The 16292-nt window shown below is 71.0% G+C and carries 15 protein-coding genes; 10 read left to right on the top strand and 5 right to left on the bottom strand.

Annotation, left to right across the window (positions count from 1 at the left end):
• The first annotated feature begins 139 nt into the window (after nt 1–139).
• Together BMY74_RS20395 and BMY74_RS20400 are read left to right on the top strand one after the other, a co-directional pair.
• Nucleotides 140–1969: a sigma-70 family RNA polymerase sigma factor gene (locus tag BMY74_RS20395; protein WP_089918210.1), complete on the top strand. Its 1830-nt coding sequence runs from the start codon at nt 140–142 to the stop codon at nt 1967–1969.
• 25 nt (nt 1970–1994) lie between these two features.
• Entirely contained in the window at nt 1995–2783 is a 789-nt protein-coding gene (locus tag BMY74_RS20400) for a lipoyl protein ligase domain-containing protein (RefSeq protein WP_143091640.1), read from the top strand.
• Nucleotides 2784–2935: 152 nt separating this feature from the next.
• Here BMY74_RS20400 and BMY74_RS20405 read toward each other — a convergent pair whose 3' ends face one another.
• Nucleotides 2936–3970, bottom strand: a complete 1035-nt coding sequence (locus BMY74_RS20405; protein WP_089918214.1) for a LacI family DNA-binding transcriptional regulator — start codon at nt 3968–3970, stop codon at nt 2936–2938.
• Nucleotides 3971–4185: 215 nt separating this feature from the next.
• Between BMY74_RS20405 and BMY74_RS20410 the strand changes: the two genes are divergently transcribed.
• From BMY74_RS20410 to BMY74_RS20425, 4 genes are read left to right on the top strand one after another with little or no spacing between them, the layout of a single operon-like run.
• Nucleotides 4186–5442: an ABC transporter substrate-binding protein gene (locus tag BMY74_RS20410; RefSeq protein ID WP_089918215.1), complete on the top strand. Its 1257-nt coding sequence runs from the start codon at nt 4186–4188 to the stop codon at nt 5440–5442.
• Nucleotides 5443–5460: 18 nt separating this feature from the next.
• Nucleotides 5461–6372, top strand: coding sequence for a carbohydrate ABC transporter permease (locus BMY74_RS20415; RefSeq protein ID WP_245786258.1), 912 nt, complete (start codon nt 5461–5463; stop codon nt 6370–6372).
• Between the two features lie 4 nt (nt 6373–6376).
• A complete protein-coding gene (locus BMY74_RS20420) occupies nt 6377–7264 on the top strand; it encodes a carbohydrate ABC transporter permease (RefSeq protein ID WP_089918220.1) in 888 nt (295 codons plus the stop codon).
• A 15-nt stretch (nt 7265–7279) separates the two neighbouring features.
• Nucleotides 7280–8632 (top strand): GH1 family beta-glucosidase, encoded by a 1353-nt coding sequence (locus BMY74_RS20425; RefSeq protein WP_089918223.1) that lies wholly within the window; start codon nt 7280–7282, stop codon nt 8630–8632.
• Here BMY74_RS20425 and BMY74_RS20430 read toward each other — a convergent pair.
• From BMY74_RS20430 to BMY74_RS20445, 4 genes are read right to left on the bottom strand one after another with little or no spacing between them, the layout of a single operon-like run.
• The gene (locus tag BMY74_RS20430) at nt 8607–9980 is read right to left on the bottom strand and encodes an alpha/beta fold hydrolase (RefSeq protein WP_089918226.1); all 1374 of its coding nucleotides are present in this window, start codon (nt 9978–9980) and stop codon (nt 8607–8609) included. The two genes, BMY74_RS20425 and BMY74_RS20430, sit on opposite strands and share 26 nt — an antisense overlap.
• A gap of 9 nt (nt 9981–9989) precedes the next feature.
• A complete protein-coding gene (locus tag BMY74_RS20435; RefSeq protein WP_089918228.1) occupies nt 9990–10244 on the bottom strand; it encodes a DUF3253 domain-containing protein in 255 nt (84 codons plus the stop codon).
• Nucleotides 10241–11701 carry a phytoene desaturase family protein gene (gene crtI / locus BMY74_RS20440; protein WP_089918342.1) on the bottom strand — a complete coding sequence of 487 codons (1461 nt, stop codon included), beginning with the start codon at nt 11699–11701 and terminating at the stop codon, nt 10241–10243. The genes BMY74_RS20435 and crtI overlap by 4 nt, the downstream gene beginning before the upstream one ends.
• 16 nt (nt 11702–11717) lie before the next feature.
• Nucleotides 11718–12794 (bottom strand): polyprenyl synthetase family protein, encoded by a 1077-nt coding sequence (locus BMY74_RS20445; RefSeq protein ID WP_089918231.1) that lies wholly within the window; start codon nt 12792–12794, stop codon nt 11718–11720.
• A 144-nt stretch (nt 12795–12938) separates the two neighbouring features.
• Between BMY74_RS20445 and BMY74_RS20450 the strand changes: the two genes are divergently transcribed.
• From BMY74_RS20450 to BMY74_RS20465, 4 genes are all read left to right on the top strand, one after another.
• A complete protein-coding gene (locus BMY74_RS20450; protein ID WP_089918233.1) occupies nt 12939–13865 on the top strand; it encodes a phytoene/squalene synthase family protein in 927 nt (308 codons plus the stop codon).
• Nucleotides 13866–13878: 13 nt separating this feature from the next.
• The gene (locus tag BMY74_RS20455; RefSeq protein WP_089918344.1) at nt 13879–14841 is read left to right on the top strand and encodes a Rieske (2Fe-2S) protein; all 963 of its coding nucleotides are present in this window, start codon (nt 13879–13881) and stop codon (nt 14839–14841) included.
• An 80-nt stretch (nt 14842–14921) separates the two neighbouring features.
• Nucleotides 14922–15209, top strand: a complete 288-nt coding sequence (locus BMY74_RS20460) for a WhiB family transcriptional regulator (RefSeq protein WP_089918235.1) — start codon at nt 14922–14924, stop codon at nt 15207–15209.
• Nucleotides 15206–16069: a MerR family transcriptional regulator gene (locus BMY74_RS20465; protein WP_143091641.1), complete on the top strand. Its 864-nt coding sequence runs from the start codon at nt 15206–15208 to the stop codon at nt 16067–16069. Before BMY74_RS20460 ends, BMY74_RS20465 begins: the two co-directional genes overlap by 4 nt.
• Nucleotides 16070–16292 lie beyond the last annotated feature (223 nt).

Raw genomic sequence — 16292 nt, forward strand, 5'->3', positions numbered from 1 at the left:
ACGGTCCCCGCCTCTGGTCATGACCACCGGCGTGGGCTAGAAAGCACACGCGGCTCCAGGGCCCGAGAAATTTCCGTTATCGCCGGATGCATCCCGCATCTCCTGGTCAGGAGACAGCGGACCGGCAGGTGAGGTGGGCATGGCAGCACCGGAGGAACCCGGCGTCGCGACGGTGGTGGCCGCGCGCGACGGCGACCAGCGCGCGTTGGACGACCTGGTGAGCGGATACCTGCCACTGGTCTACAACATCGTCGGGCACGCGCTGGGCGGGCACCCCGACACCGACGACGTGGTCCAGGAGACCATGCTCAGGGCGGTGCACGGCCTGCCCGGCCTGCGCGACCCCGCCGGGTTCCGGTCGTGGCTCGTCGTGATCGCGATGAACCAGATCCGGCTGCGGCACCGCGAGCACCAGCGCGTGCCGATCACCGGCCCGGTGCCGGAGGACGTCGCCGATCCTGGTGCGGACTTCGTCGACCTCACGATCATGCGGTTGCAGCTGTCCGGGCAGCGCCGCGAGGTCGTCACGGCCACCCGCTGGCTCAGCGAGGACGAGCGCGAGCTGCTGTCGCTGTGGTGGCTGGAGGCGGCCGGGCGGCTGACCCGCGCGGAGGTGGCGAACGCGCTGGAGCTGACCACCCAGCACACGGCCGTGCGCGTGCAGCGGGTCAAGGCCCAGCTCGACGCCGCGCGCATCGTCGTGCGGACGCTCGAGCGCACACCGCGCTGTCCCGACCTGGCCTACGTCGTCGCGGAGTGGGACGGCGTGCCCAGTCCGCTGTGGCGCAAGCGGATCGCCCGGCACAGCCGCGACTGCGTCCGCTGCGAGCGCTGCGGGCACGACCTGGCGTCCGTCGAGGGCCTGCTCGCCCGCCTGCCGCTGGTGCCGCTGCCGGCCGCGTTCGGGTTCGGGCTCGACCCGGCCACGCTGGTGACCGCGCAGGTCTCCCCGGTCGGCGCGGCCCCGGTGACCGCGGGCAAGGCGGGCCTGTTCCTGCAGAGCGCGACGGCCAAGGTGCTGGCGGCCGCGGCGGCGACCGTGCTCGTCACGGGCATCGTGGTCGCCGTGCTGCCGTCGGGTGAGGAGCCGGTGGCCCGCGCGCTGCCGATCACCACGTCCAGCACGACCCCGACGACCACACCTCCCACGACCACGCCTTCGTCCACTTCCTCCTCCGCGCCGACGACGACCACCACGGCCCCCAAGCCCGTGCCGCCGCCCGCGATCCCCGCGACGGCGTCGGTGAAGAAGGGCGTGAGCACCTGGAACTTCGACGGCGTCGGCAAGGCGCTCACCGACGTCCGGGCGGGCTGGTACTACAACTGGGCCGCGCAGCCCGACGGCATCCCGACGCCGCCGAACGTCGAGTTCGTGCCGATGATCTGGGGCACGAAGTTCACCGACGACGCGACCCTCGCCCGCGCGAAGGCGAACGGCAAGGTGCTGCTCGGGTTCAACGAGCCGGACTTCCCCGACCAGGCCAACATGACCCCCGAGCAGGCACTCGACCTGTGGCCGAAGCTGCAGGCGACCGGACTGCGCCTCGGCAGCCCCGCCGTCGCGCACAGCGGCGACAAGGCGGGCGGCTGGCTCGACAGGTTCATGACCGGCGCGGCGCAACGCGGGCTGCGCGTGGACTTCATCGCGGTGCACTGGTACGGCTCGGACTTCAGCGAGGCGGCCGTCGGCCACCTGAAGAACTACCTCTCGGCCGTGCACGCCCGCTACGGCAAGCCGATCTGGCTCACCGAGTACGCGCTGATCGACTTCTCCGGCGGCACCGCCCGCTTCCCGACCCAGGACCAGCTCGCGGCGTTCGCTCGCGGCTCCAGCGCCATGATGGAGGGACTGCCCTACGTCGAGCGCTACGCGTGGTTCGCCCTGCCCGCGGACAAGCCCGGCACCGGCCTCTACGCACCGGGCGGCACCCCGAACCAGGCGGGAGCGGCGTACCGGGAGGCGGGCTGACGACACCGTGGTCGACAATCACGGCGTGGCCGAGAACCTGCTGGTGTCCGGAAGCGCCGGGACCGCGACCACCGAACTGCTGATCCCGGCGCTGCTGCTGCGCACCCCGAACGCACCGTGGGCCCAGCTCGTCCACATCTACGTCCCACAAGGCCCCACGGTCGCGTTCAGCGGCCGCGACCTCCGCTCACCCGGCATCACCGACGCCACCGAGGTCGCCCGCGCGGCGGGCTTCGAGCCGGTGGTCAGGTCGCCGGGCGGGCGGATGGTCGCCTACGACAGCGGTGCCGTGGTGATCGACCACCTCGACAGCACCACGGACATCCGCCACGCGGGCAGCGCGACCTTCGCGGCGAACGCCGAGAGCCACGTCCGGGTGCTGCGGGGTTTGGGGGACGTGGACGCCCGCATCGGCGAGGTGGACGGCGAGTACTGCCCCGGCGAGTACAGCATCAACGTCGGCGGCGACACCAAGGTCGTGGGCTCGGCGCAGCGCGTGACCTCGACCGGTTCGTTGTTCAGCACCGTCGTCCAGGTCGAGGTGTCGGACCGGGTGCGTGCGGTGATCGCGGACGTGTCGAAGGCCCTGGGGTACGACCTGCGGGAGAGTTCCATCGCGGGGCTGGCCGACTACGTGCCCGGTTTGGGTGCGGGCGAGGTGGCGGCGGCGTTCGTGGAGGACTACCGGGGGCGGTTGGGGATGACCGAGGCGGGGTTGCCGGGTGGGGTGGTCGGGCACGCTTCTCGGGCGAGCGGCGGTGCGCCGTTCCACGTGGACGACTGGACACGGGCGAACCCGTTCGTGGTGGCGTGACAGCCGGGGTGGTTGAAGTGGTGTGGCCGCCGCGCGACCTCACCAGCCAGCCCCCGCGCACTTCCCCCAACTCCGCGCACTTCCCATCCCCGCGCACCCGCCGGTCCCCGCGCCGCAGCCTTCTCCCCTCTGGCCCGCACCACCCCACTCACCTAACCCGCCCCGCACGACCCCCGCACCACCAGCCGCGTAGGCAGCACCACCGGCTCCTCCCGCCCACCCCCGGTGATCATCGCCATGATCGCCTTCGCCGCCGCCACCCCGAACCCGGGCTTGTCCTGCGCCACCGTCGTCAGCGCAGGCTCCACCACCGACGCGATCTCGATGTCGTCGAACCCCACCACCGCCAGGTCCTCCGGCACCCGCACGCCGGCGGCACGGGCGGCCAGCAGCGCGCCGACGGCCATCTCGTCGCTCGCCGCCACCACCGCCGTGGGCGGCTCGGGCAACGCCAGAAGGCGTTGCAGCGCAGCGGTTCCGCTGGCCCGGTAGAAGTCACCGGCGACCACGTATTCGTCACGCGCCGGCACACCGGCCTCGTGCAGAGCCGCCCGGTAGCCGGACAGACGGGCCTCGGACGGCTGGTTGCCGACCGGGCCGGTGATCGTGGCGATCCGCGTGTGCCCCAGCCCGAGGAGGTGCTGGACGGCCGACCGCGCGCCGCCGGAGTTGTCCGACGTGACGTACGTGGCGCGGGGGCCGTCGACGGCGACGTCCAGTGCGACGCACGGGACCCCTGACTGCGCGAAGGCCTCGAAGGCGTCGGCGTCCGAGCCGCTGTCGATCAGGACCAGGCCGCCGAGGTGGTGGCGGCGGGTCAGGTTGACGTAGCCGACCGGGTCGGCGAGGGACGCGCCGACCTCGCGGGCGTCGCCGCTCGTCGCGAGCATCAGCAGGTGGTAGCCGTGCGCGCTCAACGCCGATTTGAGGCCTATCAACAGGTCCTGCAGGTACGGGTGGCGCCAGCCCGGCCTGCGGTGGTCGGTGTCCCAGACGAGGCCGATCATCGTCGACTGCTTCGTCGACAACGCGCGGGCCGACTCGTTCGGCCGGTAGTCCAGCTCCTTCGCGACGCGCAGCACGCGTTCCCGCGTCTCCTCGTTGACCGTTTCCGGCTGGTTGAAGACGCGCGACACCGTCGCCACGGACACGCCGCAGAGCTGGGCGATCTCTCGCCCGGTCGCCATCGGACCTCCTGATTGACCGTAAGCGGTTACATGGACCTTACGAGCAGCAGTTATCCACGTCAAACGGCTACCTCCACCGAGTGTGTTATCGTTTCGTTACTTGACGTGCCCCGCGTAACCCCGCTGTCATAGGCGCCACACATTCGCGCCGCACCTCTTCCGGAGAACCACTTCTCCTGCTTCAGCGCGCCCAAAAACCAACGGAGGCCTGGAAAATGCGCCCCAAAGCACTCGCACTCGGCTGCGCCGCGCTGGCGACAGCGCTGGTGCTCAGCGGTTGCGGCAGTGGCACCGCGTCCGGTGGCAAGACCAAGCTGACCATCGGGTTGTTCGGCAACTTCGGGTACGCCGAGCTGCTCAAGGAGTACGCCGCCGCGCACCCCGACGTCGAGATCTCGGACCGCACCGCCTCCTACTCCGACCACCACAAGAACCTCGCCGCGCACCTCGCCACCAGCAGTGGTGCTGCGGACATCGAGGCCGTGGACACCGGCTACATCAACCAGTTCAAGGCCACGCCGGACAAGTTCGTCGACCTCAACACCAAGGGCGGTGACCAGCTCAAGGACCGCTGGCTGCCGTGGAAGTGGGAGGGCTCGCTCAGCAAGGACGGCAAGCAGATCGGCTACGGCACGGACGTCGGCGGCCTCGCCATCTGCTACCGCCGCGACCTGCTGCAGAACGCGGGGCTGCCGGCCGACCGCGACCAGGTCGCCGCGCTCTGGCCGACCTGGCAGGACTTCATGGCCGCGGGCAAGAAGTTCCAGGAGAAGGCGCCCGAGGGCGTCAAGTGGTTCGACGGCGGCCCGACCGTCCTCAACGCGATCGTCGGGCAGGCGAGCGTCGGCTACTACGACAAGACCGACAAGATCGTCGTGGGCGACAACAAGGAGATCAAGGCCGGCTGGGACCTCGTGGTCGACGGCGTGAACTCGGGCCTGTCGGCCAAGCTGCTGTACTCGACGCCCGTCTGGAACACCGGCTTCAAGCAGGGCCAGTTCGCGACGGTCACGTGCCCCGCCTGGCAGATGGCCAAGATCAAGGACCAGGCCGGTCCGGAGGCCGCGGGCAAGTGGGACGTCACGTCGGTGCCCGGCGGTGGCGGCAACTGGGGCGGCTCGTACCTCACGGTGCCCAAGTCCGGCAAGAACGTCGACAAGGCCGTGGAGCTGGCGGCGTGGCTGACCGCGCCCGAGCAGCAGGCCAAGGTCTTCAAGAGCGCCGGGCTGCTGCCGTCGATCCCGAAGCTGTACGAGGACCCGTCCATCGTGGAGTACAAGAACCCGTACTTCAACGACGCCCCGATCGGCAAGCTGTTCACCGACGCGGCGAAGAAGCTGAACCCGCAGTACCAGGGCCCGAAGGCGGGCGACATCCAGACCGCGATCGGCAACGCCATGCAGCGCGTCGAGCAGGGCAAGCAGAACGGTCAGGACTCGTGGAACCAGTTCGTCGGCGACGTGCAGAAGTGACGCGCTGACATGGTCTTGATGGACAAGGCGACCCGGAGGCACCGCTGGGACATGAAGTTCGCGCCGTACGGGTACGTGGCGCCGTACTTCCTGATCTTCGGTGTCTTCGGGCTGTTCCCCCTGCTCTACACCATCTGGGTCTCGTTGCAGGAGCGCAACCTCCTCGACGAGGCCGCGGCGCGGATCATCTGGTTCGACAACTACGCGAAGCTCATGGCGGACCCGTACTTCTGGAACGCCATGGGCAACACGCTCAGCCTGTGGCTCCTGACGACGGTCCCGCAGATCCTGTTCGCGCTGTTCATCGCGCAGCTGCTCAACCGCAAGGTCCGCACCCGCACGCTGTTCCGCATGGGCGTGATCCTGCCGAACATCACCTCGGTGGCGGCGGTGACGATCATCTTCGCGCAGCTGTTCGGGCGCGACTTCGGCCTGTTCAACTGGCTGCTGGGCCTCTTCGGCGCCGGCCAGATCGACTGGCAGGCGGGCACGGCGTCCTCGCACATCGCGATCGCCGTGATGGTGGTGTGGCGCTGGACCGGCTACCACGCGCTGATCTTCCTGGCGTCCATGCAGGCGATCTCGTCGTCGCTGTACGAGGCGGCCACCCTGGACGGGGCGAGCGGCCGGCAGCAGTTCTGGCGCATCACGGTTCCGCTGCTGCGGCCGCAGATCATCTTCACGACGATCATCGCGACCACCGGCAACATGCGCCTGCTCGCCGAACCGCTGCTGTTCAACCCCGGCGCCGCGGCCGCCACGGGCGGGTCCGACCGGCAGTTCCAGACCGCCGCGCTGTACCTCTACGAGCAGGGCTTCACGAAGTACGACTTCGGCTACAGCTCGTCGATCGCGGTCGTGCTGGCCATCGCCACCGTCATCGTCGCCGGGATCGGTTACCTGGTGACCAAACGGATCCGGACGGAGTGACCCCATGACCGCTGTGCTGGAACGCCCCGCGCAGGCCGGGCCCACCGGCCCCGCCACGAAGGCGCGCAGGCTGGCCAGGCGCGTGGCCGGGCCGTGGACCTACGCCGCCCTGATCGCCGTGCTGGCCGGGTCCGCCTTCCCCGTCTACTGGTCGTTCGTGGTGTCGTCGCAGACACCGGACGCGATCGACAGCGTGCCGCCGGTCCTGGTGCCGGGCGGCAACCTCTTCGCGAACATCGCCCGCGTCTTCGACACCACCGACTTCGCGCTCGCGTTGCTGAACTCGATCGTCGTGTCGGGCACCGTGACCGTCTCGGTGGTGCTGTTCTCGACGCTCGCGGGCTTCGCGTTCGCCAAGCTGAAGTTCCGCGGCCGCAACGTGTTGCTGCTGCTGATCATCGGTACGCAGGCGATCCCGACCGAGCTCGGCATCATCCCGCTCTACATGATGATGGCCGAGTTCGGCTGGGCCGGCGAGATCCACGCGGTGATCGTGCCGGGACTCGTCACCGCGTTCGGCGTGTTCTTCATGCGCCAGTACTTCGAGCGGGCGATCCCGGACGAGCTGCTGGAGGCGGGCCGGATGGACGGTTGCCACTCGTTGCGGCTGTTCTGGCACGTCGCGCTGCCCGCGGCACGCCCCGCGGCGGCCGTGCTAGGGCTGTTCACGTTCATGCAGGCGTGGAACGACTTCTTCTGGCCGCTGGTGGTGCTCACGCCGGAGAACCCCACCGTCCAGACCGCTCTGTCCACTTTGGCCAGCGGTTACACCACCGACTACACGCTGGTGCTGACCGCCGCGACGATCGGCACGGTGCCCGTGCTGGCCGTGTTCCTGTTGTTCGGCCGCCAGATCGTCGGCGGCATCATGTCGGGCGCCGTCAAGGGCTGAGGGTTGGAGACTGTTGTGAGCTTTCCGGACGGCTTTCGCTGGGGTGTGGCGACCTCGGCCTACCAGATCGAGGGAGCGGCCGCGCTCGACGGCCGAGGTCCGTCCATCTGGGACACCTTCTCGCGGGTTCCCGGTGCCGTCGCGGCCGGCGACACCGGGGACGTGGCCGCGGACCACTACCACCGCTGGGCAGAGGACGTCGCCCTGCTCGCGGACCTGGGCGTCGACTCGTACCGGTTCTCGGTGTCGTGGTCGCGGATCCTGCCCGAGGGTCACGGCAAGGTCGAGCAGCGCGGCCTCGACTTCTACCGGCGGCTCGTCGAAGCCCTGCTGAGCAAGGGCATCGAGCCGTTCCTGACGCTGTACCACTGGGACCTGCCGCAGACACTCGAAGACGAGGGCGGGTGGCGCAACCGCGACACGTCCCACCGGTTCGCCGACTACGCCGCCCTCGTGCACGAGTCGCTCGGGGACGTCGTGCGGAAGTGGACCACGCTCAACGAGCCGTACTGCTCGTCGATCGTGGGCTACGGCGAAGGCCGGCACGCCCCCGGCGCACGTGAAGGCCACGGCGCGCTCGCGGCGGTGCACCACCTGCTGCTGGGCCACGGCCTCGCCGTGCAGTCGATGCGGGCGAACGGGCTGGAGCAGCAGGAGTTCGGGATCGTGCTGAACCAGTCCCCGACCGTGCCGGTCACGGACTCCCCGGCCGATGTCGCCGCCGCTACCCGCCAGGACGTCCTGCTGCGCCGGCAGTTCTCCGACCCGCTGTTCGGCGGGGCCTACCCGGCCGAGCTGACGTCGATGTTCGGCGACATCACCGACTTCTCGTTCCAGCAGGACGGTGACCTCGCGATCATCGGCGAGCCGCTCGACTACGTCGGCCTCAACTACTACTACCGGTTGCACGTCGCCGATGCCCCGCACCGCGAGCCGGACCCGGCCAAGCGCACGGCCCACGACATCGGCGTCGACACGACCCAGCTCCCCGACGTGCCGCGCACGGGCATGGGCTGGCCGGTGGAACCGGTCGGCATGACGACCGCGCTCGCGGACCTCAAGGCCCGGCACCCCGATCTGCCGCCGATCTACGTCACCGAGAACGGCTGCGTCTTCCCCGACGTGGACGGGTTCGAGGACACCGACCGCATCGCCTACCTCCGCGAGCACATCGCGGCGGCCCAGGCCGCGGACGTCGACCTCCGCGGTTACTTCTGCTGGTCGCTGCTCGACAACTTCGAGTGGGCGCACGGCTACAAGCACCGGTTCGGGCTCGTGCACGTCGACTACCAGACGCTGCAACGCACTCCGCGCGCCAGCTACCGCTGGTACCGCGACTTCATCACCGAGGCACGGCGGGGCAGCTGACGGCCGGGGTCTTCAGCTCGAGCAGGTAGTCGTCGACGTTCGTCCGGGTGCAGGCACTGCGCGGGTAGGCGATGTGGCCCCAGCCCTCGTAGGTGAGCAATGCCGTGTTGCGCGGTGCCTGCTTCTTGATGTTGACGGCCCACTCGTGTGGGGTCGTCGGGTCGTACCTCGAGTTGATGACCATGATCTCGGGCGCGGCACCGATGTCGAGGCGGTGCGGCGGGTTCGCGGGCTTCCCCGCGACACCGACGCACGCGGTCGCCTCGTCGTGGCCGAGGAAGCTGCCGCGCATGATCGGCGCGCGGCGCAGCTCCTCGGCCCGCATCCGTTCGTACTCGCGGAAGTTCCTGATGCGCAACGAGAAGTCCTGGCAGACGGAAGCGAGACGGACCGACTCGTAGTTGGGCTCGAAGGCCTGCGTGCGCACCGACGGGCCGCCGGTGATCAGGTCCGCCGCGAAGAACCAGTCCGGCCCGCGCAACGCGAAGTACATGCTGTCCAGCAGGCCCTGCCGTCCGCCCGGTTCGGCATCGGCCCTCACCAGCGCCGCCTCCCAGGCCGCGCGGACGTCCTGGCCGTGCAGCGCGCAGTCCGCGCTCCGCCCGCACCACTTCTCGAACTCCCGGAACGAGTCGTCCGAGGCCGCCGCCCGGTCCCCGACGAACCGCCGCAGGTCCGCGCTGTGGTCGACGACGCTGTCGAGCACCATCGCCCGGACGTTGCGTCCGAACAGCTCGGCGTACGTCTGGCCGAACGTCGTGCCGTACGACAGGCCGAAGTAGCTGATCTTCCGTTCCCCGAGCGCCCGCCGGGCCGCGTCGAGGTCCCGCGCCACGGTGGCGCCGTCGGCGTGGTCGAAGACCGGCCCGCTGCGCTCACGGCACTGCGCGAGCACGTTCTGGTTGTGCCGCACCAACTCCGCGAACCCGGCCTCGTCCCGCGGGTGGATCGACGGCCCACCGGCCACCAGGTCCGCACACCGGATCGCCAGGCTGCCGCCCGTGCCCCGCTGGTCGACGCCCACGATGTCGAACCGGGCGCGGACCTCGGGGCTGAACAGGCCGGACAGCGCGAACTCCGCCGCGGAACCACCGGGCCCGCCGGGGTCGACCAGCAGCACCCCGATCCGGCGCGCCGGGTCGGTGGCCTGGTGACGCGCGATGGCGAGGTCGATCCGCGGGCCGTCCGGCTTCTTCCAGTCGAGCGGCACGCTCAGCGTGGCGCACTGGCCTTCGGGGTCGTCCGGGCACGGGGCCCAGTCGAGGGGTGGCGCTGGTTCGGCGTGTGCCGCACCGGCGGAGATGATCAGGACCACAGCAGCCAGGGATGTCGCCAGCGCCCGCCTCATCGCCCCACCCTAGGGGACAGGGCGAATCCGCACAGGCCCCTTCCACTCGTCAGCGGGTGACAGCACCGTCTCCCCGCTGGTGACCACGACCCGCCCCTGCGCCGCCAACTCCCGCGCGACCTCCCGCGCCGGTTCCATGAGGTCGCGCCACCCCTCGTCCCCGACGGCACGCGCGGCCTCGGACGGACAGATCGACCTGCCAGGGCCACGCGCTTCCACCAGGTCGAGGATCGCCCGCTCCAGCCGCTGCGCGACCGTGCTCACCGCCGCAGCCGTTCGGCCGCCAGCCGGCCGGAGATCAGCACCGGCGGAATGCCGACGCCCGGCGTGGTCCCGCTGCCCGCCAGCACCACGTTCCCGTCGCGGAACGGCAGGTTGCCCGGCCGGAACGGTCCGGTCTGGGCGAACGTGTGGGCGGCGGAGAACGGCGTCCCGGCGGCCTGGCCGTCGCGCGCCCAGTCGTCCGGTGTCACCACGGCCAGGGGCTCGGCGTCGACGAGGAGCTTGCGCGCCGACATCTCGCCGATGATCTCCTCGGCGTACCGCTGCGCCAGCGCGTCCCAGCGCAGCGGGGCGACGTCGAGGTTCGGGCAGGGCGCGAGCAGGTACTGCAGGTGCCTGCCCTCGGGTGCCAGTGCGGGGTCGGTCAGCGTGGGCGTGGTGAGGAGCAACGACGGGTCGCTCATCAGCTCGCCCTTGCGGACGATCTCGTCGAACGTGCCGTCCCACCTGTCGCCGAAGGAGATCGTGTGGTGGGCGAGGTCGTCCACCACCCGGCTGGCGCTCAGGTGCACGACCACCGCGGACGGTGACCACCGCAGCGGCACGACCCGGCGCGGCCTGCCGTGCAGCAGCCGGGTGCTCTGGGCCGGACCGGTGGCGAGGACCACCGCGTCACAAGGGATGCGCGCGTCGGCCGTGCGCACGGCGTTGACCCGGTTGCCGACCCGTTCCAGCGATTCCACCTCCACGCCGTAGTGGAACTCCACCCCGGCCGAGGAGGCGGCGTCGGCCAAGGCCTGCGGCACCGCGCGCATACCGCCGCGCGGGAACCACACGCCCGCGATGGTGTCCATGTAGGCGATGACCGCGTAAGCGGCGAGCGCGTCCTTGGGCGCGACACCGGCGTAGAGCGCCTGGAACGTGAACACGCGCTGGAGCCGGTCGTCCTTCAGGAACCGCCCCACCGCCTTGGCCAGCGAGCCGAACCCGCCGAGCCGGGTGAGTTTCACCAGATCGGGTCCGACGAGGTCCAGCGGCGAGTCGAAGCTCGCGCCGATGAACTTCTCCCGCTCCACCTCGTAGAGCTTCGACAGCCACTCCCGCAGGTCGCGGTACCCCTGCGCCTCGCGGTCGCCCGCGAACTCGCGGACCGCCTGCTCCATGCGGTCCGCGTCGGTGTGCACGTCGAGCGCCGTGCCGTCGGCGAACGCCGCGCGGTAGGCGGGGTGCAACGGCAGCAGCTCGAGGTGGTCCTCGCGCCTGTGGCCCACCGCCGCGAAGGCGTCGTCCAGCAACTCCGGCATGGTGAGCACCGTCGGCCCGGTGTCGATCCGGTGGCCGTCCACGTCGAGCCGGCCCGCGAGCCCTCCGGGATGCGGATGCCTCTCGACGACGGTCACCTCGTGGCCCGCGCCGCGCAGGTGCAGCGCCGCCGACAACCCCGACAGACCGGCACCGACCACCACCACGCGGTCCGTACGGCCCTTCACCACGTGCACCACTGCGTTCCCCCGTTCAGGTCGTTCGCTTCACAGCGCGGCCGGCGAGACGCACCAGCTCACGCCGAGCATCGTCGTCGATGTCCGTGCGCTCCAGCGCCGCCACCCCCGACGCCGCCAGCATCTCGATGTGCTTCTCCACCGCCGCGACCGCTCCCAGCTCGACGAGCAACTCGCACACGTCGGCCACGGTCCGCTCGCTCACGCTCCCGCTGCCCAGGCACCGCCGCAGCAACCTCTGCGCGGCCGGATCGCCCTGGGCGCGAGAGAGGGCGATCGACATCAACGGCGTCCGCTTGCCCTCCCTCAGGTCCTCCCCCACCGGCTTGCCGGTGAGCGCGGAGTCGCCGAACACGCCCATCAGGTCGTCCCGCAGCTGGAACGCCACGCCGATGTCGTGCCCGTACGCGCGCAGGGCGTCCACGACGTCGTCATCCGCACCCGCGAGCGCCGCCCCGAGGTGCAACGGCCGTTCGACGGTGTAGGCGGCGGTCTTCAGCGCGGCCACGCGGACGGCGGCCTCCAGCGACTCCTCGCGCCGCGCGACGCCGAGGAGGTCGAGGTGCTGCCCCATGATCATCTCGGTGCGCATCGCCTGCCACGGGCCCCAGGCGCGCATCAGCGCGTCGGCGGGCAGCCCGGCGGTCACCAGGGCGTCGTCTGCCCAGGCCAGCGCCAGGTCACCGACCAGCACGGCCGCCGAGTCGCCGTACTGGCGGGCGCTGCCTGCCCAGCGCTCGCGCCGGTGCCGCGCGGCGAAGGACTCGTGCACCGAGGGCTTGCCCCTCCTGGTGACCGAGCGGTCCATCACGTCGTCGTGCACGAGCGCACAGCACTGGAGCAGTTCGAGGGCCACCAGAGCACGCACCACGGCGTCCACCGGCGGCGCGCCTCCCGCGGCGCGCCAGCCCCACCACGCGAACGTGGGCCTGATCCTCTTGCCACCGGCCAGGATCAGCCCGCGCAGCTCGGCGGTGAGTTCGGGGGCGAGGTCTTGCCGGGCGCGCACGAAGTCGTGCAGCGCCTCGTCGAGCAGGACGCGGAAGTCGTCCACCTGCGACGTGCGAGCGTCCACGCTGGTCAGCAGCGACATCGGCGTTCCCTTGGAAGTCGGCGGGCGTTCGGTGGTTCGAGCTAAGCAGCGCGGTGACGGGTCTGCATGATGAGAGCCGTCGTTGTGCGGAGGGCAACTCGCGGACTTAGCGTGGAGGCACTCACTCCGCGGAAAGGACCGCTGATGTCGGCTGAACGCGAACTGGACGCCGCGGGGATCACCTCGCCGGCGTTGCGCGACGCGTACCGGCGCTGCCGCGAGCTCAACGCTCTGCACGGCCGGACCTATTACCTCGCAACGAGGTTGCTCGGTGCGGAGCAACGGCCCGCCGTGCACGCCCTGTACGGGTTCGCCCGGTGGGTGGACGACGTCGTCGACGACGTCCACAGTGGAATCGACGAGAAGGTCGCCGAGCTCGGTGCGATCGACGCACGCCTGCAGGCCGCCCTGGCCGCAGGCGCGACGGACGACCCGGTGCTGGCGGCGCTGATCGACACCGTGCACCGCTACGACATCCCGGTTCAGCACTTCCAGGACTTCATGGCGTCGATGCGGATGGATCTCACGGTCACCGACTACCCCACCTATGCCGATCTAGACCGGTACGTGCACGGTTCCGCCGCGGTGATCGGTCTGCAGGTGCTCCCGGTGCTCGGCACGAGCGTCCCGAGGGAGGAGGCCGAGCCGGCCGCCGCGGCCCTCGGCGTCGCCTTCCAGCTCACGAACTTCATCCGCGACGTCGGCGAGGACCTCGACCGGGGCCGGGTGTACCTGCCCGCGGACGAGCTCGCGGAGTTCGGCGTGGACCGCGAGCGCCTGCTGCACGCCCGCGCCGCCGGCCACGCCGACCAGCAGGTCCGGGCCGCCCTGCGCGACCAGGTGCGCCGGGCGCGGGAGCACTACGACCGGGCCTGGCCGGGCATCGGCATGCTCGCGCCGCGGTCGCGTCCGTGCGTGCTCACCGCCTACCGCCTGTACGGGCGGATCCTCGACCTCGTCGAGGGCGCGGACTGCGACGTGCTGTCGCGGCGCGTGGTCGTGTCGAACGGCAGGCGCCTCGCCGTCGCCCTGCCCGCGCTGGCGAGGGCGGTGTTCGCCCGTGCGGCCTGAGGAGAAGAAGACGATGCGCGACCGGATCCCGTTGCGGATCTACTCCAGCCCGCCGTGGCGCGAGCAGCGGCCGACGTGGCAGGACGCCAAGCCCGCGCTGATCGAGGCGGCCCTCAAGCGCGCCACCGCCCGGCCGTCCGGCAACTGGTTCGTCGCGGGCGCCAGCCGTGACGTCGTGAAGGGCAAGCCGTGCGGCCGGACCATCGCGGGCCAGGAGGTCGTGCTCTGGCGCGGTCCCCACGGCGTGCTGATGGCCGGGTCCGGCTCGTGCCCGCACCTCGGAGCGCCGCTGTGCGACGGTGCGGTGGCCGAGGGCAAGCTGATCTGCCGCTGGCACGGGCTCGCGCTCGACGGCACGCGGTTCGGCGCGTGGACGCCGTACCCCGCCCACGACGACGGCGTGCTCGTCTGGGTCCGCCTCGACAAGGTGGGCGGTGAGGAGCCGCTCGACGCGCCGGTGCTGCCCGAGCGGCCGCCGGCGGGGTCGATCGACGCGGTGGCCACGCTGATCGGCCGCTGCGACCCGGAGGACGTGGTCGCGAACCGGCTCGACCCGTGGCACGGCGCGTGGTTCCACCCCTACTCGTTCGCGAACCTGCACGTGCTGGAGACGCCCACGGAGGCGGACGACCGGTTCCTGGTGGAGGTGACGTTCCGGCTCGCCGGCCGCGTCGGCGTGCCGGTCATCGCCGCGTTCACCTGCCCGGAGCCGCGCACGGTCGTGATGCACATCGTCGAGGGTGAGGGCGCGGGCAGCGTCGTCGAGACGCACGCGACGCCGATCCGCGACGGTCGCACGGCGGTGGTGGAGGCGACCATCGCGCACTCGGAACGGCCAGGGTTCGCGCTGGCCAGGCCTGCGGCGGGCGCGTTGCGGCCGGTCATGCGCTGGGCCGCGGCGCGGTTGTGGCGCGACGACCTCGATTACGCCGAACGCCGGTACGCACTGCGCCAGGTGGGACGCTTCCCGGACTGAGCGAGTCGACTTGCGTCGTTTCTGAGTCGATTTTACGATGGTCCCCACCATCGAGGTCGACTCATCCGAGGACGTGCGCCATGCCCGAATTGTCCCGTCTGCCTCAGCCGGTCGCGGAGTCGTGGGACTGGCAGCTCCGCGGTCTCTGCCGAGGCATGGACAGCGCCTACTTCTTCCACACGCCCAACGAACGGGGCTCCGCGCGCGACGCGCGCGAGGCGGCGGCGAAGGCCATCTGCCAGCGCTGCCCGGTCATGGAAAAATGTCGCTCACACGCGCTGGAGGTGCACGAGACCTTCGGCATCTGGGGCGGACTCGGAGAAAGTGAGTTGAGGGCGATTCTCGCGAAACGTGCTCGTAGGACGTGACGTACACGCCCCGAGCGGTGGCCGGCATGCTCGGCATCGCCCCCACCACCCTGCGAACCTGGGACCAGCGCTACGGCCTGGGCCCTTCGATCCGCACCGACGGCGGCCACCGCCGTTACGAGGACGCGGACGTCGAGGTGCTGCGTCGGATGGTCGTGCTGACCACCCAGGGCGTGGCGGCGGCCGCCGCGGCCGTCCTGGCACGGCAGAAGCCGGTCGCCGCGCGGAGCGGCCCGCGCACCCCGATCGATCCCGCCGAGGCCGTCTTGGCACAGCAGGGTTTCCTGGCCGCGGCGAAGCGCCTCGACGAGCCGATGATGTCCGGCCTCGCGACGAAGCTCCTCACCGACCACGGCGTCGTGTCCGCGTGGGAGGACGTGTTCGTGCCCGCGCTGGTGGACCTGGGCGAACTGGTCGTGTCCAGCGGGCAGGGCGTGGAGATCGAGCACCTCGCCAGCGGGAGCGTGCTGCACGCGCTGCGCGGGATCCCCCGCGCGAGCAGTCCGGGAGTGCTCTCCGCACTGCTGTCCTGCGCGCCGGACGAGCAGCACTGGTTGCCGCTGGAGGCGTTGGGCGCGGCGCTGTCCGAAGAGGGCTGCATGTGGGGCAACCTGGGTGCGCGGGTGCCCGCCGAGGCGTTGCTCGACGCCGTCGACCGCCTGCGCCCCACCGTGGTGCTGGTCTGGGCGCACCGGACCGACCTCGCGCTCCGCGTGCCGCTGGAGGACCTGAGCGCGCGATCGGACGCCGTGATCGCGGTCGCGGGGTCCGGGTGGCAGGGTGTGCCGCTGCCGTCTGCCGTGCGCCGGCCGAAGTCCTTGCAGGAGGCGATCGACCTGGTGCTGGAGCGCGTCCGCTAGCTTGAGTTTTAACCTGTTCGGCGGGGCCGTGGGTTGCTCGACTTGGGTTTGTTGCAGTGCTTGGTCTTGTGTGTGTTTGTGCCGGTGACGGTGTGAACATCGTGTCGTGTGGCAGGCCGGTGGTTGGGAGTTCCGGCGGGCCGTCCGGGGCCTGGCCTTGAGGGTTTCGGGACACGGGCTGGACAAGCGAGTTGTGGGCGCAGGTTCCGAAACCCCCGTCGGA

This window comes from Lentzea albida (assembly GCF_900111005.1).
Classification (GTDB): domain Bacteria; phylum Actinomycetota; class Actinomycetes; order Mycobacteriales; family Pseudonocardiaceae; genus Lentzea; species Lentzea albida.